Annotated in this window: 15 protein-coding genes and 1 pseudogene; 5 read left to right on the forward strand and 11 right to left on the reverse strand. The window is 75.1% G+C overall.

Annotation, left to right across the window (positions count from 1 at the left end; translation table 11 throughout):
* Positions 1 to 878: 878 nt before the first annotated feature.
* A complete protein-coding gene (locus tag ACSUPT_RS12175; RefSeq protein WP_436944253.1) occupies positions 879 to 3,821 on the forward strand; it encodes an ATP-binding protein in 2,943 nt (980 codons plus the stop codon).
* Here the strand turns inward: ACSUPT_RS12175 and ACSUPT_RS12180 are convergent.
* The 10 genes and pseudogenes from ACSUPT_RS12180 to ACSUPT_RS12225 form a co-directional block, all read right to left on the reverse strand.
* A complete protein-coding gene (locus tag ACSUPT_RS12180) occupies positions 3,772 to 4,056 on the reverse strand; it encodes a ferredoxin (RefSeq protein ID WP_351964447.1) in 285 nt (94 codons plus the stop codon). The two genes, ACSUPT_RS12175 and ACSUPT_RS12180, sit on opposite strands and share 50 nt — an antisense overlap.
* Positions 4,057 to 4,071: 15 nt before the next feature.
* Entirely contained in the window at positions 4,072 to 4,719 is a 648-nt protein-coding gene (locus ACSUPT_RS12185; RefSeq protein WP_361655456.1) for a dTDP-4-dehydrorhamnose 3,5-epimerase family protein, read from the reverse strand.
* A gap of 81 nt (positions 4,720 to 4,800) precedes the next feature.
* Positions 4,801 to 5,952: a nucleotide disphospho-sugar-binding domain-containing protein gene (locus ACSUPT_RS12190; protein ID WP_399218884.1), complete on the reverse strand. Its 1,152-nt coding sequence runs from the start codon at positions 5,950 to 5,952 to the stop codon at positions 4,801 to 4,803.
* Positions 5,953 to 6,118: 166 nt separating this feature from the next.
* Complete coding sequence (locus ACSUPT_RS12195; RefSeq protein ID WP_436944254.1) at positions 6,119 to 7,342, reverse strand: FAD-dependent oxidoreductase; 1,224 nt, start codon at positions 7,340 to 7,342, stop codon at positions 6,119 to 6,121.
* Between the two features lie 52 nt (positions 7,343 to 7,394).
* On the reverse strand, positions 7,395 to 8,597 hold the full coding sequence (locus ACSUPT_RS12200; protein WP_361655450.1) for a cytochrome P450: 1,203 nt from the start codon (positions 8,595 to 8,597) through the stop codon (positions 7,395 to 7,397).
* Between the two features lie 601 nt (positions 8,598 to 9,198).
* A complete protein-coding gene (locus tag ACSUPT_RS12205) occupies positions 9,199 to 10,170 on the reverse strand; it encodes a ParB N-terminal domain-containing protein (protein WP_436944255.1) in 972 nt (323 codons plus the stop codon).
* A 269-nt stretch (positions 10,171 to 10,439) separates the two neighbouring features.
* Complete coding sequence (locus ACSUPT_RS12210) at positions 10,440 to 11,300, reverse strand: ABC transporter permease (protein WP_351964453.1); 861 nt, start codon at positions 11,298 to 11,300, stop codon at positions 10,440 to 10,442.
* Positions 11,297 to 12,310, reverse strand: a complete 1,014-nt coding sequence (locus tag ACSUPT_RS12215) for an ATP-binding cassette domain-containing protein (protein WP_436946205.1) — start codon at positions 12,308 to 12,310, stop codon at positions 11,297 to 11,299. The genes ACSUPT_RS12210 and ACSUPT_RS12215 overlap by 4 nt, the downstream gene beginning before the upstream one ends.
* A 26-nt stretch (positions 12,311 to 12,336) precedes the next feature.
* Complete coding sequence (locus ACSUPT_RS12220) at positions 12,337 to 12,630, reverse strand: DUF3817 domain-containing protein (protein WP_351964455.1); 294 nt, start codon at positions 12,628 to 12,630, stop codon at positions 12,337 to 12,339.
* A 4-nt stretch (positions 12,631 to 12,634) separates the two neighbouring features.
* A pseudogene (locus tag ACSUPT_RS12225) lies at positions 12,635 to 13,127 on the reverse strand (hypothetical protein).
* A 92-nt stretch (positions 13,128 to 13,219) separates the two neighbouring features.
* Between ACSUPT_RS12225 and ACSUPT_RS12230 the strand changes: the two are divergent.
* From ACSUPT_RS12230 to ACSUPT_RS12245, 4 genes are all read left to right on the forward strand, one after another.
* A complete protein-coding gene (locus ACSUPT_RS12230) occupies positions 13,220 to 13,564 on the forward strand; it encodes a PadR family transcriptional regulator (protein ID WP_351964457.1) in 345 nt (114 codons plus the stop codon).
* Positions 13,561 to 14,286, forward strand: coding sequence for a permease prefix domain 1-containing protein (locus ACSUPT_RS12235; RefSeq protein ID WP_436944256.1), 726 nt, complete (start codon positions 13,561 to 13,563; stop codon positions 14,284 to 14,286). Before ACSUPT_RS12230 ends, ACSUPT_RS12235 begins: the two co-directional genes overlap by 4 nt.
* Positions 14,287 to 14,436: 150 nt before the next feature.
* Positions 14,437 to 15,165: a hypothetical protein gene (locus ACSUPT_RS12240; RefSeq protein ID WP_399218880.1), complete on the forward strand. Its 729-nt coding sequence runs from the start codon at positions 14,437 to 14,439 to the stop codon at positions 15,163 to 15,165.
* 151 nt (positions 15,166 to 15,316) lie between these two features.
* A complete protein-coding gene (locus tag ACSUPT_RS12245; RefSeq protein ID WP_351964460.1) occupies positions 15,317 to 15,910 on the forward strand; it encodes a sigma-70 family RNA polymerase sigma factor in 594 nt (197 codons plus the stop codon).
* A gap of 138 nt (positions 15,911 to 16,048) precedes the next feature.
* On the opposite strand, the gene ACSUPT_RS12250 is transcribed toward ACSUPT_RS12245, so the two are convergent.
* A complete protein-coding gene (locus tag ACSUPT_RS12250; protein ID WP_399218878.1) occupies positions 16,049 to 18,634 on the reverse strand; it encodes a bifunctional FO biosynthesis protein CofGH in 2,586 nt (861 codons plus the stop codon).
* Positions 18,635 to 18,791 lie beyond the last annotated feature (157 nt).

Raw genomic sequence — 18,791 nt, forward strand, 5'->3', positions numbered from 1 at the left:
GGGGGCGGTGGGGGGCGCGGTTCACCGCGGGTACGGGGCCGGCCGGGTGCGGGCGCTGGTACGGGTGCGGCGCTGGTGCGGGGCCCGCCGGCCGGGCGGGCGCGCGGGTGCCCGGCGGGCGGGGGCGTGGACGGTCCGGAGGGCCCGGGTGGGCGGGCGGGATGTGGGCACGGTCCGGAGGGCGGCGTGGGTGCCGGCCCGGCTGGCACGGGAGTGCCGTACGGGCGGGTGGACAGGGGGTCGCGGCTCTGCCGGGCGGGCCGCCCTCGGGCGCGCGGGCGTGGCGGGGCGCGCCCGGACGCGGCGGGGCGCCGGGCGGCCGGGTGGGTGCTGTGGTGGGTGTGTTCCGGTGGGGGCAGCGGTGGCGGTGGTCCGCGGACCGGCTTTCCGGCGGGCCGTCGGGGGCGTCTACGACGGTGTCCCCGCGCCTTCGCGGGATGGGCCGTCGACCGTCAACGCGTACAAGTCACCAACCGTCGGCGAGTATTCTTGGCCACTGGTCAAGATGTCAAGCGAGAACTGTTCAATCATCAACTCGTTCGACTCTGACCGGAATCGATCAAACAACTGGCCAAAATGACCGAGGCGAACGCCGGGTTCATCCCATAGAGTGAGTTTCCATGATGGCCTCACGGGGGAGCGCTGTCCGGTTCAGTATTCTGGGCACGTTGGTTGTTTCGGTCGGAGATCAGCAGCTCCACCTGGGCGGACCACGTGCCCGGGCGGTCCTCGGCGCCCTTCTGCTGGAGGCCAATCGGCTGGTCCCGATTTCCCATCTCGTGGAAGCCGTGTGGGAACGCGTACCGCCCGCCACCGCGGAACACCAGATTCGTAAGATCGTCGCCGATCTGCGTTCACGCATTCCGCACGGACAGGAAATGATCGTCACGGACGGGCCGGGATACCGGATCGTCGTCGACGAGGACCAACTCGACCTGATCCGCTTCGAGAAGGCCCTGGACGAGGCGCGCCGCCGCGCCACCGTCGACGGCGAGGTGGCCGCTCTGGAGAGCGCCCTCGCCCTGTACCGGGGACGTGTCCTGCCCGACAGCCGCAGTCCCGCCCTCACCTCGGCCGCGGCCGCCCTGGAGGACCGCTACCTGGGGGCGCGCGAACGGCTCCTGGAGCTGCGCCTGGAGCAGGGCCGCGCCCACGACGCCGTCAGCGAACTGATGCCGCTCGTCGCCGAGCACCCGCTGCGCGAGTCGCTCAGCGCCCTGCTGATGGTCGCCCTCTACCGGGTGGGCCGGCAGGCGGACGCGCTGCGCGTCTACCACGACCTGCGCAACCTCCTCGCCGAGCAGCTGGGCATCGACCCGAGCAGCGCGGTCAACTACCGCTACCAGCAGATCCTCCGCAGCGAACCGGCGCTCGACACCCCGCCCGCCGCCCGCCCGGACCGGCCGGCGGGGCCGCCCGCCGCCGCGCCCCCGCCCCGGTCCCTCCCGCACGACCTGCCCGACTTCACGGGGCGCGAGGCCGAGCTCGACCAGCTGCTCGCGCACGTCCCGCCGCCGCCCGGCCCGCCCCCGGAGGTCCACGGCACCGGACCCGGCCCGGACGCCCGGGGCGACGGCGGCCAGGACGGTCCCCGCACCGGCCGCCAGGCCGTACGCATCATCACGGTCGACGGCATGGCCGGCAGCGGCAAGACCGCCCTCGCCGTGCACGCGGCGCACCGCGTCGCCGACCGCTACCCGGACGGGCAGATCTTCCTCGACCTGCACGGCTTCAGCCCGCACTGCGAACCCGTCGAGCCGCATGACGCGCTGGGCACGCTGCTGCGCGCCCTGGGCGTCCCCGCCGACGCGCTGCCCGAGGACCCGGCCGACCGGGCGAGCCTCTGGCGCGGCATGACCGCCGACCGCCGGCTGCTGCTCCTCTTCGACAACGTCATCGCCTCCGAGCAGGTGCGCCCCCTCATCCCCGCCGGACCGGGCTGCCTGGTCCTCGTCACGAGCCGCCCGCGCCTCGCCGGGCTCGACGGGGCCGTGCCGCTCCCGCTGCCACTGCCGTCCACCGCCGAGGGGCTGGCCCTGCTCGGGCAGGTCATCGGCCACCGGCGGGTCGCGGCCGAGCAGGAGGCCGCCGCCGAACTGGTCGCCCTGTGCGGCCGGTTACCGCTCGCCCTGCGGATCACCGCCTCCCGGCTGACCAACCGCCCCCACTGGAGCCTCGCCTACCTCGCCGGCCGGCTGCGCGACGAGCGGCGGCGCCTCGACGAGCTGACCGTCGAGCACCGGAGCGTCCGCACCTCGCTGCACCTGTCGTACGCGACGGTGCCGCCGCGCCACCAGGAGCTGTTCCGGCTGCTGGGCGCCCACCCGGGCGCGGACTTCGACGGGTACGGGGCCGCCGCGCTCGCCGGGCTCACCCCGCACGCGGCCGAGACGCTGCTGGAGGGCCTGCTCGACGCGCGGCTCCTGGTGCAGCACACCCCGGGCCGGTACACCTTCCACAGCCTCGTCCGGGCCCTGGCGCGGGAGGCCGCCGAACAGCAGCCGCAGCCGACCCGCGACGCGCGGCACCGGCTCCTCGGCTACTACCTGGACGCCGCCGACCGGGCCGCCGGCCTGCTCCGCCCCCGCGGGGAACGCCCCCGTCCGCAGGCCCCCGGCCCCGGGGCGCACCGCCCGGACGCCCACCGCCCGGACGCCCACCGCCCGGACGCCGCGCACCCCGCGGGCGCGGCCCCCGACGCCGCCCCCGCCGCCGCGCCGCCGCTGCGGGACGCGGCCGACGCGCTCGCCTGGTTCGACGCCGAGCGGACCGGTCTGCTCGCCGCGCTGGCCCACGCCGAGGACGCCGGGTACGACCACCACGCCGCCCGCCTGCCCCTGGCCCTCGCCCCGTATCTGCACGCGCGCGGCCACATGGAGGACGAACTCGGCGTCCTGCGCAAGGCCGTGGCCGCCGCGCGCCGCGTCGGCGACCCCGCGCTGGAGGCCGCCGCCCTCACCGGCATGGCCTCCCCCTACGGGCACCTCGGCCGGGTGCGGGAGGGCCTGGAGTGCGCGCGGGAGGCGCTGGCGCTGGCCGAGCGGGCCGGGGACCGGAGCCGTACGGCGTTCTGCCTGGGCCGCATCGGGATGTTCCACAACGCGCTCGGCCAGTACGAGCACGCCATCGCCGCCCTGCACCGCGCGCTGGTCCTGCTGAGCCGGGCCGACGCGCACGACGAGGAGTGCGCCGTGCTGGCCTCGCTCGGGGAGGCGCAGGCCGCCCTCGGCCGGCACGCCGAGGCGCTCCAGACCAGCCGCCTCGTCGTCCTGCACAGCCGGCAGAACGGCGACGCGTACGGGGAGTTGACCGGCCTGCTGGGCGAGGCCACCGCGTACGCCGGAGCCGGCCGGCTCGACGCGGCGCTCGACCGGCTCGCCGAGGCGTCCGCGCTGGCCCGCCGCACCACGACCCCGGACGGCCAGGCGCCCGTCCTCGTCCAGTACGCCGACGTCTACCGCCGCCAGGGCCGCCACCGCGAGGCCCTGCGCGCCGGGCACGCCGCGCTGCAGCTGCTGCGCCGGATACGGCGCCCCGCGCTGGCGGCGGCCGTCCACAACGTCATCGGCACCGTCCACCGCGACCGCGGCGAGTACGAGCGCGGCGAGGGCCACCACGAGAAGGCCCGCCGCCTGGCCCAGCAGGCGGGCCTGCGCCGGGAACTGGCCCTCGCCCTCGACGGCATCGCGCACGCCCGCGCCCACGGCGACGACCCGCACGGCGCGAAGGAGCACGAGCCGCGCAGGGACCCGGCGGCGCGGACGCGCCCGCTCACCGCAGTGGCGCCAGCACCTCCCCCGTGCCCGTCTCGCGTACCGTGATCGCCTCCATCGGGCAGGTCTCCGCGGCGTCCAGCACCGCGTCGTCCGGGTCGATCACCTCGTCCACCGGGCGCGCCCGGCCGCCGTCCAGCCGCATCCGGCCGTGGGCGGTGCCGAGGCACAGACCGGTGCCCGCGCAGACGAGCCGGTCCACCTCGATCCGCCACGCCCCCGCGGCGGCGGGTCCGCCCTCCCGCGTCCCGGTCCCCGTGTCGCCCTGTGTCTTCCGGTCCATGTCCCTGTCTCCCTCTCACCCTCGTGTGTCGTCCGGCGCCGGACCGGACGCGGCGCGGGCGGCGGCCTCGCGCAGCGACCGCTCCACCGCCAGCGCGTCCTCGTAGCCGGGCAGCAGGCCCCGCCGCCGCGCCTCGGCCAGCGTCATGGCGCCCCGGTCCCGGTCCGGGACGACCAGGCCGGCGCCCTCGGGCACCGGCAGTCCCAGATCCGGGTCGAGCACCGACACCGTCCCCTCGTCGCCCGCCGCGCACTCGGCGGACAGCAGGGACGTGAGGACGGTGTCCTCCAGGGCCACGCACGCGTGGCCCACCCCGGCGGGCACGTACACCCCGCTCGGGTAGGCGGCGTCGAGCACGAGCGACTCCCACGCGCCGAACGTCGGCGAGCCCACCCGCACGTCGACCACCATGTACAGCGCCCGGCCCAGCGAGCAGTGCACGTACGCCGCGGCGCCCGGCGGCACGCGCGTGAAGCGCACCCCGCGGACCGTGCCGCGCAGCGAGCGGCGGTGGTCGGCCTGCCGCACGGGGAACAGCGGCCCGCCCGTCGCCGCGCGGAACGCCGCCTCCCGGTACGGGGAGGCGGCGTACCCGCGCGCGTCGTGCAGCGTCCGGGGCACGAACAGATAGGCCCCGGCGGTCCGCAGTTCCCGCACCTCCACGACGCCCCGCCCTCTCCCGACGCCCCGCCCCGCCCCCGCCCCCGCCCGCGGCCCGTTCCCGCCCGACGCCGCCGCCGCGGGTCAGCGTGCGGCCAGCTCCTCCAGGCGCGGGACCAGGTCGTACGGGGCCGGCATGGCCCGCATCTCCTCCCGCACCTCCGCCGCGGCCTCGCGGATCGAGGTGTCGGCGAGGACGGACTCCAGCAGCTCCGGGCCGATCTCGCCGGGCTCGGCGACCCGCCCGAGGCCCCGGTCGGCGATCGCCTTGGCGACGACCGGCCGGCCCAGGCCCTTGAGGGCCGGCATGATCTGCGGCAGCCCGTGCGCCATCGCGCCCAGCGCCGTGCCGGGTCCGCCGTGGTGGACGACGGCCGAACAGGTCGCGAGCAGTGCGCTGTAGGGCACCCAGTCGAAGGTGTGGACGTTGTCGGGCAGCGGGCCGAACGGCTCCAGGTCGATGCGCGGCAGGACGACGACGAACTCGGCGTCCGTCTTCGGCGCGGACTGCGCGATCCGCTCCAGGACGAGCGCCGCCTCGCCCGGCACGGGGCCGCTGCCGAGGGTGACGGCGACGCGGGGCCGGCCGGGTGCGGAGTTGAGGAGGTCGAACAGCGGCTTCGGCAGGGGGCCGCTGCCGTTGTACGGGGCGAAGCGCGCCGACCACATGCCCGGCTCGGGCGCCACGACGCTCGGCGGGGTGATGTCGATGGTCGCGCGCGCCTCCGGCAGGGCGACGCCGTGCGCGTCGAACAGGTCCTTGTGCAGCTCGCCCATCATCTCGGCGGACGGGTTCACGAAGCCGAAGCCGTGCTGCACGGCGGGCACGCCCAGCTTGGCCGCCGCGACCATGCCGGGGGTGAACAGCGGCGAGTGGACGACCAGGTCGGGCCGCCACTCCTCGGCGGTGCGGATCACCGCGTCGACCAGCTCGGGCTGGAGCCGCAGCGCGGCCGCGACGGCCCCGCCGACGACCTCCAGGTACGGCACGCCCGACGCCTCCTGGAGGAGCTTCGCGGCGACCTCCGGGTGGTTGCGCATCAGTTCGCCGACCATCCGGTCCAGCGACAGTCCGGGCGCCACGTCCACGGTGCGGGCGCCCGCCTCGCCGAGGGCGAGACCCGGCCCGCAGGACGCGACGAGGACCTCGTGGCCGGCCGTCTGCAGCGCCCAGGACAGCGGCACCATCGGATAGGTGTGGCCGGTGCCCGGCGTGATCGTCATCAGTACGCGCATGGGTGGCGTCTCTCCGTTTCGTCAGGAAGCGAGGGGCGGGCGGCGGTACGGCCCGCGACCGGGCGGCGGCCCGTCCGGCAGCCGGGCGGCGGCACGGCGAACGGCCGGGCCCGGTACGCGAACGGCACGGCCCGGTACGGCGAAGGGCCGGGCGGCGGCCGGTGGTTCAGCGCAGCAGCGGGCCGGGGTGCTCGGGGCGCAGGCCGATGGCCATGGCGCGGGCCGGGCCGCCCTGGAGCGGCGGGAAGCGCTTCAGCAGCCGCAGCACGACGGGCGTGGTGGACTTGCCCTCGCCGCGCACCCACGGCTCCAGGAACCGGGTCTGCAGGAACCGCTGGATGCGCTGGGTGGCGGCGGTGGGCGGCATCCGCCGCTTCTGCACCCGCGCCAGGTGCTCGTCGGCGAGGGTGCCGTCGCGCAGCGGCCCGGCGAGGATGTTGGCGGCGGCGACGGCGTCCTGGAGGGCGAGGTTGATGCCGACGCCCATGATCGGGGACATGGTGTGGGCGGCGTCCCCGATGCACAGCAGGCCGGGCCGCCACCAGCGGGTGAGCCGGTCGATCTGCACGTCCAGGACCTTCACGTCGTCCCAGGTGCGCAGGTCGTCCGCCAGCCGGCCGGCCAGGAACGGGGTGAGCGCGGCGAGTTGGTCCCTGAAGCGGTCCAGGTCGCGGGCGCGCAGCTCCTCGTACCCGCCCTTGCGGACGGCGATGGCGGCCTGCCAGTGCCCGACCCGCTCGATGCGGACGAACAGCTGGCCGTCGGAGAGCCGCCCGACCATGCCGCCCGGGTCGCCGTCCTCCTTGCTGAGCCGGAACCACAGGATGTCCATCTTCGAGCCGAAGACCCGCGGCCGCATGCCCGCCGCGTCGCGGACGGCGGAGCGGCGGCCGTCGGCGCCGATCGTCAGGTCGGCGGCGAGCGTGTGCTCGACGCCGTCGGCGTCCTTGTAGCGCAGCCCCGTCACCCGAGCCCCGGCGGTGGTGACCCCGGTGACCTCGGCGTTCTTCACGAGCCTGAAGTTCGGGAAGCGTTCGGCCTCGTCCTGCAGGAAGGTGAGGAAGTCCCACTGCGGGAGGAAGGTGATGTACGGGAACCTCCCCGGCAGGCGGGTGAAGTCCGCGAGGGTGTGCGGCCCGTCGTCGGTGACGACCTGGAGGCGCTCGATCCGCTGGTGGGCGAGGCCGCGGAAGGTGTCGCCGAGGCCCAGTTCGTCGATGAGCTGGTGGGTGGAGGCGTGCACGGTGTCGCCCCGGAAGTCACGCAGGAAGTCGTCGTGCTTCTCCAGGACCACGGTGTCGACGCCCGCCCGGGCCAGCAGCATGCCGAGCATCAGTCCCGCGGGCCCCGCTCCGGCGATGGCGCAGGTGGTGGTGTGGCTGGGTGCCATGGTCTCCCTCACATCGGTACGCGCGGCCCCGGTCGTCGGGCGCCGGGGCGGTTCACCAGGTGACGAGAAGCGACTCCGGGGCGCGCGCGATGAGGCCCGGCTTCCACGGGACGTCCTGCGGGGTGCCCGCCAGTCGCAGGGACGGGAAGCGGGCCATCAGCCCCTCCAGGGCCACCTTGAGCTCGGCGCGGGCGAGGCTGGCGCCCAGGCAGTAGTGCATGCCGTGGCCGAACCCGAGGTGCGGGTTGCGCTCCCGGTCGAAGCGGATGGTGTCGGGGTCGTCGAAGACCCGCTCGTCGCGGTCGCCCTGGGCCCGCTGGAAGATCACCGTGTCGCCGGCGCGGATGGTGACTCCGCCGATGACGACGTCCTCGGTCGCGCGGCGCGGGAAGCTGCCCACCGACCGGAGCGGGATGTAGCGCAGCATCTCCTCGATGGCCGGGTCCAGCAGCTTCGGGTCGGCGCACAGCTGCCCGTACAGCTCGCGCTGGGCGAGGAGCAGGAAGGAGACGTTGGAGATCATGCTGAGCGAGGTCTCGTGGCCCGCCATGAGGACCCCGATCCCGGTGCGCACGGCCTCGATCTCCGACAGCTCGCCCGCGTCGAGCGCCTCGATCAGCACGGATATGAGGTCGTCGGAGAGGCTGGAGCGGCGGGTGGCGATGAGCCTGCGGAGGAACTCCTCGAGACCGTCGCGGGCCTCGTCGATCTCCTCCTTGGTGTGCGCGGAGGTGGCGACGAAGACGTCGGAGTAGCGGCGGAACTCGGCGCGCTGCTCGTACGGGACGCCGAACAGCTCCACGATCATCCGGACCGGCAGCGGGATCGCGAGCCGCTGCACCAGGTCTCCTGGCGGTCCGGCCTCCTCCATGGCGTCCAGCTCGGAGTCGACGAGGTCGCGCATGCGGTCGGCGAGCTGCGAGACGATGCGCGGCCGGAAGGCGTGGGCGACGACCTTGCGGATGCGGCCGTGGTCCGGCGGGTCCATGCTCAGCAGGTTGCCGGGGCGCAGCGGCAGCGGCGTGACGCGGGCCGTGTCGGGCGCGGTCGCGGCGTGGGAGCTGAACCGGGGGTCGGCGAGGAACTCCTTGATCTCGTGGTAGCCGGTGAGGAGCCAGGCCTCGCCGCCGTACGGCATGGTCACGCGGGACACCGGTTCGTTGCGGCACAGCTCGGCGTACCGGGGGTGCAGGTCGAGTCGTACGACGGGTCCGAAGGGGTACTTCGGCGGCCCGGCGGTCTCTGCGACGGTCATGGTTGCCACCTTCTGCGAGTCGTCCATCGCACCGGGAGGAGGGCCGGGCCGGCCGGGCCGCGGTGGCGCGCGTGCGGAGCCGATGCCCGGCGGTCCGTGACCCGGCGGGTCCGGGCGGGTCCTGGCGGTTCGACGGTGGGAGAAGAGATGCGGGCGTGCTGGTGCGGGCGGGGCGGTCGTGCTGCGGACAGCGGCCTTGCCGGGGCGCCGGTGCCGCGGTCGGGCGCTCGTGCTGCGGACGGCGCTCGTCTCGTCTCGTCTGCCGCTCGCCGACCGGCCTCTCGTTGCCGAGATCCTCTCACAACGGCCTCTGCCCGCAGGGGTGTTCGACGTCCGCCCGCGGCCGCCGGAGGGGCCCCCGCGCGGCCCGGCCCGACGGACGGCACGGCGCCTTCCGTACGGGTACGGGGCCCCGCCAGGTGCGCGGCGGCCATGAGGGGCGCGACGCCAGGTGCGCGGCGGCCATGAGGGGTACGGCGCCCGGTGCGCGGCGGTCACAAGGGGTGCGGCGGCCTTCCGGTGGCGCGGCGGCCACAAGGGGTAGGGCGCCCGGTGCGCGGCGGCCGAGGGCGTACGGCGTCCCGCGAGGCGGCGGCGGGGGTCAGGCGCTGGTGTGGGAGCGCTGCCCGGTGCGGCCGCCGCGGGCCTCCCGGTCGACCTGCTCGGCGAAGCGCAGCCACATGTCGGCGCACTCGCGGGCCAGTTTGCTGACCCCTTCGGCGCAGTGCGGCGGGACGGTCGTGGCGAGCCGCGCCCAGACGGAGCCGTCCACGTCGTGCACGGCGAGGCAGCGCAGCAGGAACCGCCCGGACTGGGAGAGCCGCAGCGCGGGGTCCTTGCGCAGCCGTTCCAGCAGTTCGCCGGACTCGCGCGGCGAGGCCGGGTCGCGGCGGGGCCGGCGCGGTCCCGGGACACGGGCCTCGGCGGTGTGCCCGGCCCGGTCGGCCGCGCGGGTCCCGCCGCGGCCCTCCGGCACCGGGTCGCGGCCGAGCAGCAGGCGCTTCTTCACGTCGTGCGCGGTGCCCAGGGAGATCCCGGCGGCGCGGGCGATCTCGCGCAGGCTCGCCTCCGGCCGCTCCAGCATCAGCTCGCCGGCCCGCTGGCGGCCCCCGGCGACACCCGCCAGGTCGGCGGGGCGCCGCTTGCCGTCCAGCCCTATACGGGTGTTCGACTGCGCAACCTCGGCGGTTGAACGGCGCACCCGGGACACGGTGCGCGGCGACAGCGCGGTGACGGAGGCGACGTACCGGTCGGAGAGCGCCGGGTTCTCGCGCAGGATGCGCCCGGCGGCGGCGAGCCGGTCGGTGTGGGTGAGCGGTTTGCCGTGCGCGATGTTGAGGCTGACGGCGACCGCGAAGAGGCTGTGCTCGGGCACGTCGAGGAGGAAGGCGCTGATGGAGCGGTCGCCCCGGGAGCGGGCCGCGGCGAGCCGGTGCATGCCGTCCACGACGCGCATGCTGGCCCGGTGGACGACGATCGGCGGCAGCTCCCCGTCAAGGGCGACGAGCGCGCCGACGTACTCCTGGTCCAGGCCGTCGGTGCGCGGCGAGTCCGCCGGGAGGAGCTCGTCCACCGGGAGGTCGGTCCGGACCGCCGCGCTCAGAGTGGGCGATAAAGGACGAATGCCGTCGACATCTGCGCTACTCATCGAATCCCCCGCGTTCCCCCGCCATGATCGATGGTGCTACGTCGGCACGTTAGCAACCGGCAACCGGCCAGAGCAAGGAGTTCACGCAGCGTGCGCGGCGGCCCCCCGGAGGGCGTAAATCCCCTTTTCGCAAAGGGAGTTGAGGGGGGAACGGGGGGTGCGCGAACCGGCCACGGACGCCGGTCCGCGCGGGGTCACCTGCGGTTGTAGAGGCGCACGGTCAGGGAGCCGAACACGGCCACCAGCGCGGCCGACCAGCCGAGGGTCCACGCCACCTCGGTGCCGGGCCAGCGCCCGTCCATGAGGCCCCGGACCGCCGACGCGACATGGGTGACGGGGTTGTGGTCGACCAGGGTCCGCAGCCAGCCGGGCATGGTGGCGGGGTCGACGAAGATGTCGCTGAGGAAGTTCAGCGGGAAGATGACCGTCATCGAGGCGCCCATCACCGTCTTCTCGTCCCGCACGAGCAGGCCGAACATCGTGCCGATCCACGAGAAGGAGAAGGCGAAGACGATGAGGAGCAGCACCCCGGCGACGACCCCGGTGGCGCCGCCGCCCGGCCGGAAGCCGATGAGCAGACCGGCGGTGAGCATCACCGTGGAGGCGATCGAGTACCGCAGGACGTCGCCCAGCAGATAGCCGACGACCGTGGCGGGCCGCCAGACCGGCAGGGTGCGGAAGCGGTCGAAGACGCCCTTGTCGATGTCGTTGTTGAGGGCGATGCCCGTGTACATGGTGGTCATCACCACCGACATCACCATCACGCCGGGCAGCAGGTACTGGATGTACTCGCGCGGGGAGCCGGCCAGGGCGCCGCCGAAGAGGTGGGTGAACATCAGCACCAGCATCACCGGCAGCACGGTCACGTCGAACAGCTGCTCCGGCACGTGCTTGATCTTCAGCATGGCCCGCCAGCCGAACGCCATGGACGCGGCCCACGGGCCGGGCCTCGGCGGCCGCTCCCCGGCGGACAGCAGCTCGGCGAGGGTGCGGGCCGACACGGGTGCGAGCTCGTCGCCGCGCGGGGCTGCCGCGCCGGACGTGGTGGCGCTCATGCCGCGGCCCCTTCCTTCACACCGGCGTTCGCGCCGTCGGCGTCCGCCCTCCGGTCGGTCAGGGCGAGGAACACCTCGTCCAGGCTGGGCTGCCCCAGCGAGAACGTGTCGACCGTGATGCCCCGCCGGGCCAGTTCGCCCAGCGCCTGCGAGGCCCGCTCGGCGGCGCCCCGGTCCCCGTCGGCGTTGTCGACGCGGGCGGTCAGCGCCACCGGGTCGGGGTCCAGCTGGACCTCGGCGGCCAGGTGGAGGGCGAGGATCCGCTCGGCCTCGGCCCGCTGCGCCGGGTCGCGCAGCCGCAGATGGACGGAGCCCGCGCCGACGGACGCCTTCAGCTCGCCCTTGGTGCCCTCGGCGATGACCCGGCCCTTGTCGATGACGGCGATCCGGGAGGCCAGCTGGTCGGCCTCGTCGAGGTACTGCGTGGTCAGCAGGACGGTGGTGCCCAGGTCCACGATGGCGCGGACGATCTCCCACACCTGGTTGCGCGAGCGCGGGTCGAGTCCGGTCGTCGGCTCGTCCAGGAACAGCAGGGCGGGCGTGTTGAGGATCGACGCGGCGATGTCGAGCCTGCGCCGCATGCCGCCCGAGTAGTTCTTCACCTGCCGGCCCGCGGCGTCGACCAGGGCGAACGCCTCCAGCATCCGGTCCGCCCGCTCGCGCGCCGCCCGCTTCGCGAGGCCGGTCAGCCGGCCGAGCAGCACCAGGTTCTCGTGGCCGGTCAGGTCCTCGTCCAGCGAGGCGTACTGCCCGGTGAGGCTCACCAGGCCGCGGACCGTGTCGGCCTCCCGTACGACGTCGTGCCCGAAGATCCGGGCCCGGCCGCCGTCGGGCCGCAAGAGGGTCGCGAGCATCTTCACGGTCGTCGTCTTCCCCGCCCCGTTCGGGCCGAGGACGCCGTACACGGTCCCCGGCTGGACGGTCAGGTCGACACCGTCGACGGCGCGGTTGCCGCCGAACGTCTTCACCAGGCCCGTCGCCTCGATGGCGGGGCCGGACGGCGGGGCCATGGCGCGGGTGCGGTCGGCCACGGCGCTCACCCCACCGGGTCCTTGGCGGGCGCCTTGACCGCCTCCGGGTGGCGCCGCAGCCAGTTGAGGACGAGCATCCCGCCGATGCCGGGGACGAACGCCAGCGCCCGCGCCGCGCCGGCCGCGCCCGCGACCGTCAGCGAGAAGGTCGCCACGATGGTGACCAGGTACGCCGTGCCGTGCGTCGGCCCGCCGAGGGACGTGATCGGCTTGGCGTGGATGGTGAAGAGGTTGACGAAGAGGATCAGCACGGAGACGGCCTCGACCGCCGCGGCGACCCGCAGCACCTTCAGATTCATCGGATCACGCGCCCGTCGTGGAGCCGGGGCGGACGATCATCAGCACGACGACGATCGCCCACAGCAGATTGAAGATCCCGGTCAGCATGCCGAGCCGGGCGGCGGCGGCGTTCAGCCCCTGGACGGCGGCGCCGCCCTGCCGGGCCATGGTGAGCATCCGCTCCTGGCCGGGGATGATCGCCATGGCGAGCAGGAACGCGGTGAGGGCGGTGAGGATCATGGAGGTGATCAGCCAGGCGTCGCCCAGGACGCCCATCTGCGCGCCCGTGGCCAGGCCGAACACCGGCACGACCAGCCCGGCGACGGCGTAGACCCGGCAGATGCGGTGGGAACGCGGCGATGCCGACGGCCTTCCCCTTCTCGTCACCCCCTTCCCCCTGCGGGCCCTCCGCCACCGCCTGCTTGGCGAAGCGCGGGAAGAGCGAGGCCGCCACTGCGATCGACCCGACCGCGAGGATGGCGGCGAGCACGTGCACGGACAGGAGGAGCTTGGTCACGACAGTGCCTCCAAGCGGGACCGAGAGACCCTCGATAAGTTGGCTACCAATAGATAGCACGCCTACATCACGCTTGGGTAGAATCGCTGGTCATGAGGACAGACGCGGTGCGCGGCCACTTGGACGGACTCCTCCTGGCCGTGCTGGAACCGGGCCCGCTGCACGGGTACGCGATCATCGCGGCCGTCCAGCAGCGCAGCGGCGGCGCGCTGGAGCTGCGCACGGGCACGATCTACCCGGCGCTCCAGCGCCTGGAGCGCCTCGGCCTGCTCAAGAGCAGCTGGGACTCGGTCGGCGAACGACGGCGCCGCTGCTATGAGCTGACCGAGGCCGGCAGGCGTAGCCTGGCCCATGAGCGGACCGCCTGGCGGGAGTTCACCACGGCGATCGGCTCGGTCCTCAACCCGGCGAACCCCTCGACGGGACTGGCCACATGAGCACCGGGGCGGGCATGGAGACGAGCATCGGCGCCACGGCGTCCGGCAAGCGGCGTCCCGCCGCGCCCCAGGACCCCATCGACGCGTACGTGGCCGCCCTCGAGGAGTCCCTCCAGGGCCCGAACCGCGCCAAGTCCCGCCTCGTCGCGGAGATACGGGACGGCCTGGACGACACGGTCTCGGCCCACCTGCGCGCCGGCGTGCCCTACGAGCGGGCCGCCGAGCTGGCGGTACGGGAGTTCGGCTCGCCGGACCATCTCGCGCCGACGTTCCAGCGGGAGCTGACCATCGCCCAGGCCCGGCACACCGCGCGCGCCGCGGCGCTCACCGTGCCGCTCGCCGTCGCGTGCTGGCTGCTCATCTGGACGGCCAGCCACGACAGCGCCACCTGGCAGCTGCCGCGCACCACCTCGCTGCTGACGGTCCATCTGGTCGCCGTGGCCGCCGTCGCCTCGGTCCTCGCCGCCGCCACGCTGGCCGCGACCGGGCGGCTCGCCCGCTGGCTTCCCACCCCGCACCGGCTGCCCCTCGCGGTCGCCTGGACGGGCACGGCGGCGAGCATCGCCATGGCCGTCGCGGCGCTCGTCCTGGTCACCCTCTCCGTCGTCGTGACCAACTGGCCGCTCGCCGTGGCCGCGGGGGCGCTCGCGGCGGCCTCGCACGCCGTGGTGGCCTCCTCCGCCCGCACCTGCCGCCAGTGCGCCCGCCTGCCGGTGAACTGAACCGGCGTGCCGTGCGTATCCCTTGACGCAGAACCGCCCCGGCAGCGCCGCCGGGTGCGGGCAACCGAAGGACAGTCCGCCGCCGCGACCCCTACGCTCGACAGCACGCGGAAGACCGGACCCCACGACTCCGAGGCGGGGTGACGTGCGTTGGTGACACCCGCGGGCCCCGGGCCCGCTCTGCGGCTGGTGCGCGCCGTCGTCTTCGCCGCCGTGTGCGTGCTGACCGCGGCGGTGGGCCACACCCTCGCCGCCGACTACCCGTTACCCGCCGGCTTCCTCGCCGGGGCCATGGCCGCCACCACGGCCGCCGCCTGGTGGCTGGGGCGCGCCGAGCGCGGCGCCCTCGCGATCACGGCGAGCACCGTCGGCGTCCAGCTGGCCCTGCACACGATCTTCTCGTTCGCGCCCGTCCCCGGCGGCGGCGGACACCACGGCCAGCACCAGCAGCAGGCCGCCGCCCTCCCGCAGAGCGTGTGCATGGGCGGGGCCACCGATCCCGTCGCCCAGGCCGTATGGCAGGCGCACACCACCGCCGCGCCGCCGGCGCCGCCAGGACCCGAGTCGACGCTCGCCTATGTGGTGCAGCTCCTCACCCACGGCTCCTGGACCATGTTCTCCGCCCATGTCCTGGCCGCCGTCGTGTGCGGACTGTGGATGTGGCGCGGCGAGGCCGCCTCCTTCACCATCGCCCGCTCCCTGCACGGCGCCCTCTTCGAACCGCTGCGGCTCGCCCTCGCGGGGCTGGCCCACCCGCGGCCCGTCTCCGTCCCGCGCGGCGCGCCCGTCGCCGTACTTCCGCGCCCGCTGCGGGATCTGCTGCTGCGGCACGCCGTCTCCCGGCGCGGCCCGCCACGGGGGTGCCCGGTCCCCTGCTGACCCGGCCGCGGACGCGGCGGGGCGGCACGCGGACCGCCAGCGTCTGACACCCCCTCCCACGTGCGCCACCGCGCCGGCCGCCGAGCCGCGCGGCGGGCACGCGTGGCCGGACGCGTGCGCCCGGCCACGGCCAGCAACGAAGGACTTTCCCATGCCCACCCACCTCAGTGGTGTACGCGACCGTGCCGCCGTCACCGACGACGACCAGATCACCGACTGGGCCCTGGCCGCCGCCCGGGGCGACACGGCGGCGACGGAGGACTTCATCGCCGCGACCCATCCGCACGTGTGGCGGTTCATCACCCGCGCCTGCGGTGACGCCCACAGCGCGGACGACCTCACGCAGGAGACCTATCTGCGGGCGCTGCGCAGCCTCCCCCGGTTCGCGGCGCGCTGCCACGCCCGGACCTGGCTGCTGTCGATCGCCCGCCGGGTGGTCGTGGACCGCTACCGGTCGAACGCCGCCCGCCCGCGCCTGGCCGACACGGCCGACTGGCAGGCGGCCGCCGAGCGCACCCAGCAGACCGGGCTGCCCGGCTTCGACGAGGGCGTGGCCCTGCTCGACCTGCTGGAGTCGCTCGACACCCCGCGCCGCGAGTCGTTCATCCTCACGCAGGTGAAGGGCCTGTCGTACGAGGAGGCCGCGTCCATCGCGGGCTGCCCCATCGGCACGGTCCGCTCCCGCGTCAACCGGGCTCGGCAGAACCTGACGCATCTGCTGAAGTCGGCGGAGAGCGCCGCCTGAACGGGGGCGGCCGGGGCCCCTGACGAACCCCGGCCGCCCCTCCCCTCCCTACCCGGCGGCCACCGCCCGGCCCCGTGCGCCACGGCCGCCGCCCCGTGCCCGTACGCACGGCCGGGGCGCCCCGGTGCGCGCCGGAGGTCAGTCCGTCAGGACGGGCAGCAGCCGCGGCAGGTGCCCGTCCGACGCCTCGGCCGCCGCCCGCCGCTCCTCGGGCACCTCGCCGTACAGCGTGGTCCTGGGCCGCGCCGGGCGGCCGGCCGCCTCCGCGATGGCCACCAGGTCCCGCACCGACTTGTACGAGCCCCACGCCGAGCCGGCCATGCGGGAGATGGTCTCCTCCATGAGCGTGCCGCCCAGGTCGTTGGCGCCCGAGCGCAGCATCCGCGCCGCGCCCTCGGCGCCGAGCTTCACCCAGCTGGTCTGGATGTTGGTGATGTGCGGGTGGAGCAGCAGCCGCGCCATCGCCGTGACCGCCCGGTTGTCGCGGACGGTCGGGCCCGGCCGGGCGATGCCCGCCAGGTACACCGGCGCGTTGGTGTGGACGAACGGCAGCGTCACGAACTCGGTGAACCCGCCGGTCTCCTGCTGGAGCCGGGCCAGGGTGCGCAGGTGCCCGAGCCAGTGCCGTGGCTGGTCGACGTGCCCGTACATCATCGTGGACGAGGAGCGGATGCCCAGCTCGTGGGCGGTGCGGACCACGTCGATCCAGGTGGCGGCGGGCAGCTTGCCCTTGGTCAGCACCCAGCGCACCTCGTCGTCGAGGATCTCCGCCGCCGTGCCCGGGATCGAGTCGAGCCCGGCCTCCTTCGCCGCGGTCAGCCAGTCGCGGACGGACAGGCCGGTGCGGGAGGCGCCGTTGACGATCTCCATCGGGGAGAAGGCGTGGACGTGGATGCCCGGCACGCGCTCCTTCACGGCCCGCGCGATGTCGAAGTACGCCGTGCCGGGCAGGTCCGGGTGGATGCCGCCCTGCATGCACACCTCGACCGCGCCCACGTCCCACGCCTGCGCGGCCCGGTCCGCGACCTGCTCCAGGGAGAGCGTGTACGCGTCGGCGTCGGTCCGCCGCTGGGCGAAGGCGCAGAACCGGCAGCCCGTGTAGCAGACGTTGGTGAAGTTGATGTTCCGCGTGACGATGTACGTGACGTCGTCGCCCACGGCCGCCCTGCGCACGTCGTCGGCGATCCCGCACAGGGCGTCCAGCGCGGGCCCGTCCGCGTGCAGCAGCGCCAGCGCCTGCGCGTCGGTCAGCCGCGTCGGGTCGTCCGCCGCGACCCGCAGCGCCTCCCGTACGTCCCCGTCGACGCGCTGCGGCGCCAGTCCGGGCGCCGCGGCCTCCCGCAGGGCGTCCCAGTCGCCGTACACCGCGTCGAAGTCGCCGCGCCGGTCCCCCGTGCGGCCGTCCGTGTCGACGGTGCGGTGCAGATCGGTGCGGCCGCTCGCGGTGAACGCCTCGTCGGGCTCCTGCCACGGCAGCCCGCGCGGCACGGCGTCCGGGCGGGCGAGGCCCGTCTCCGGGTCGGCGAGCGCGGTGACGTGCGGCAGCAGCCGCGGGTCGAGCCACGGCTCGCCGCGCCTGACGAACTCCGGGTAGACGCACAGCCGTTCCCGCAGTTCGAACCCGGCCTCCGCGGAGCGCTCGGCCAGCTCCTCGATCTGCGGCCAGGGGCGCTCCGGGTTGACGTGGTCGATGGTGACCGGGGAGACCCCGCCCCAGTCGTCGATGCCCGCGCCGATGAGCCGCGCGTGGGCGTCGTCCACCAGGTTCGGCGGGGCCTGGAGGCAGGCGGACGGGCCGAGGACGAGGCGTGCCACGGCGACCGTCGCGACCAGGTCGTCGAGCTCCGCGTCGGGCGCGGCGCGCATCGCCGTGTCCGGCTTGGCGCGGAAGTTCTGGATGATCAGTTCCTGGATGCCGTGGTAGGCGCGGGAGACGCGGCGCAGCGCGAACAGCGACTCGGCGCGCTCCTCGTACGTCTCGCCGATGCCGATGAGCAGTCCGCTGGTGAAGGGCACCGACGAGCGGCCGGCGTCCTCCAGCACCCGCAGCCGCACCGCCGGTTCCTTGTCGGGCGAGCCGTAGTGGGGGCCGCCCGGACGGGACCAGAGGCGCTCGGCGGTGGTCTCCAGCATCATGCCCATGGACGGGGCGACGGGCTTGAGCCGCTGGAAGTCCGTCCACGACACGACGCCCGGGTTGAGGTGGGGCAGCAGCCCCGTCTCCTCCAGGATGCGGACGGACACGGCCCGCACATAGGCGAGCGTGTCGTCGTAGCCGTGCGCGTCGAGCCACTCGCGCGCCTCGGGCCAGCGGTCCTCCGGCTTGTCGCCGAGGGTGATGAGGGCTTCCTTGCAGCCCAGCGCGGCGCCCTTGCGGGCGATGTCGAGGACCTCGTCCACGGACAGGAACATCCCGTGCCCGGCGCGGCGCAGCTTGCCCGGGACGGTCGCGAACGTGCAGTAGTGGCAGGTGTCGCGGCACAGCCGGGTCAGCGGGACGAAGACGCTCTTCGAGTACGTGATGACCCCCGGCCGTCCGGCGGCGGCGAGCCCGGCGTCCCGCACCCGGGCGGCGTACGAGGCGAGTCGGTCGAGGTCCGCGCCGCGCGCCCGGAGCAGGACGGCGGCCTCGGTCACATCCAGCGCGACCCCGTCCCCGGCCCGCTTCAGGGCGCGGCGCATGGCGTTGTCGGTGGGGCGGCTTCCGGTTCCCGTGGAGGTCATTCCCCGAGGATACGAGCGGTTTCCCGGCGGTGTCCGCGCGTCCGTCCCAGCGGCCGGCGCGCGGGCCCGGGTGCCGCCCGGGCGACGGGTGTTCAGGTGGGACGTGGACCGCGGGAGGGCCCGGACGTACCGTCGGGACGCGCTCCCCCCTCACCCC

It is taken from the genome of Streptomyces sp. SudanB25_2051, from assembly GCF_964272635.1.
In the GTDB taxonomy this organism is placed as follows: Bacteria; Actinomycetota; Actinomycetes; order Streptomycetales; family Streptomycetaceae; genus Streptomyces.

What these genes read in the sequence shown, in the direction of transcription:
- ACSUPT_RS12175 (WP_436944253.1), top strand. Translation starts at nt 879, where the DNA reads ATGATCGTCACGGACGGGCCGGGATACCGGATCGTCGTCGACGAGGAC.
- ACSUPT_RS12190 (WP_399218884.1), bottom strand. Translation starts at nt 5,952, where the DNA reads ATGCGCGTACTGATGACGATCACGCCGGGCACCGGCCACACCTATCCG.
- ACSUPT_RS12245 (WP_351964460.1), top strand. Translation starts at nt 15,317, where the DNA reads ATGCCCACCCACCTCAGTGGTGTACGCGACCGTGCCGCCGTCACCGAC.
- ACSUPT_RS12250 (WP_399218878.1), bottom strand. Translation starts at nt 18,634, where the DNA reads ATGACCTCCACGGGAACCGGAAGCCGCCCCACCGACAACGCCATGCGC.
- ACSUPT_RS12195 (WP_436944254.1), bottom strand. Translation starts at nt 7,342, where the DNA reads ATGGCACCCAGCCACACCACCACCTGCGCCATCGCCGGAGCGGGGCCC.
- ACSUPT_RS12215 (WP_436946205.1), bottom strand. Translation starts at nt 12,310, where the DNA reads ATGGCCCCGCCGTCCGGCCCCGCCATCGAGGCGACGGGCCTGGTGAAG.
- ACSUPT_RS12200 (WP_361655450.1), bottom strand. Translation starts at nt 8,597, where the DNA reads ATGACCGTCGCAGAGACCGCCGGGCCGCCGAAGTACCCCTTCGGACCC.
- ACSUPT_RS12210 (WP_351964453.1), bottom strand. Translation starts at nt 11,300, where the DNA reads ATGAGCGCCACCACGTCCGGCGCGGCAGCCCCGCGCGGCGACGAGCTC.
- ACSUPT_RS12230 (WP_351964457.1), top strand. Translation starts at nt 13,220, where the DNA reads ATGAGGACAGACGCGGTGCGCGGCCACTTGGACGGACTCCTCCTGGCC.
- ACSUPT_RS12220 (WP_351964455.1), bottom strand. Translation starts at nt 12,630, where the DNA reads ATGAATCTGAAGGTGCTGCGGGTCGCCGCGGCGGTCGAGGCCGTCTCC.
- ACSUPT_RS12180 (WP_351964447.1), bottom strand. Translation starts at nt 4,056, where the DNA reads ATGGACCGGAAGACACAGGGCGACACGGGGACCGGGACGCGGGAGGGC.
- ACSUPT_RS12235 (WP_436944256.1), top strand. Translation starts at nt 13,561, where the DNA reads ATGAGCACCGGGGCGGGCATGGAGACGAGCATCGGCGCCACGGCGTCC.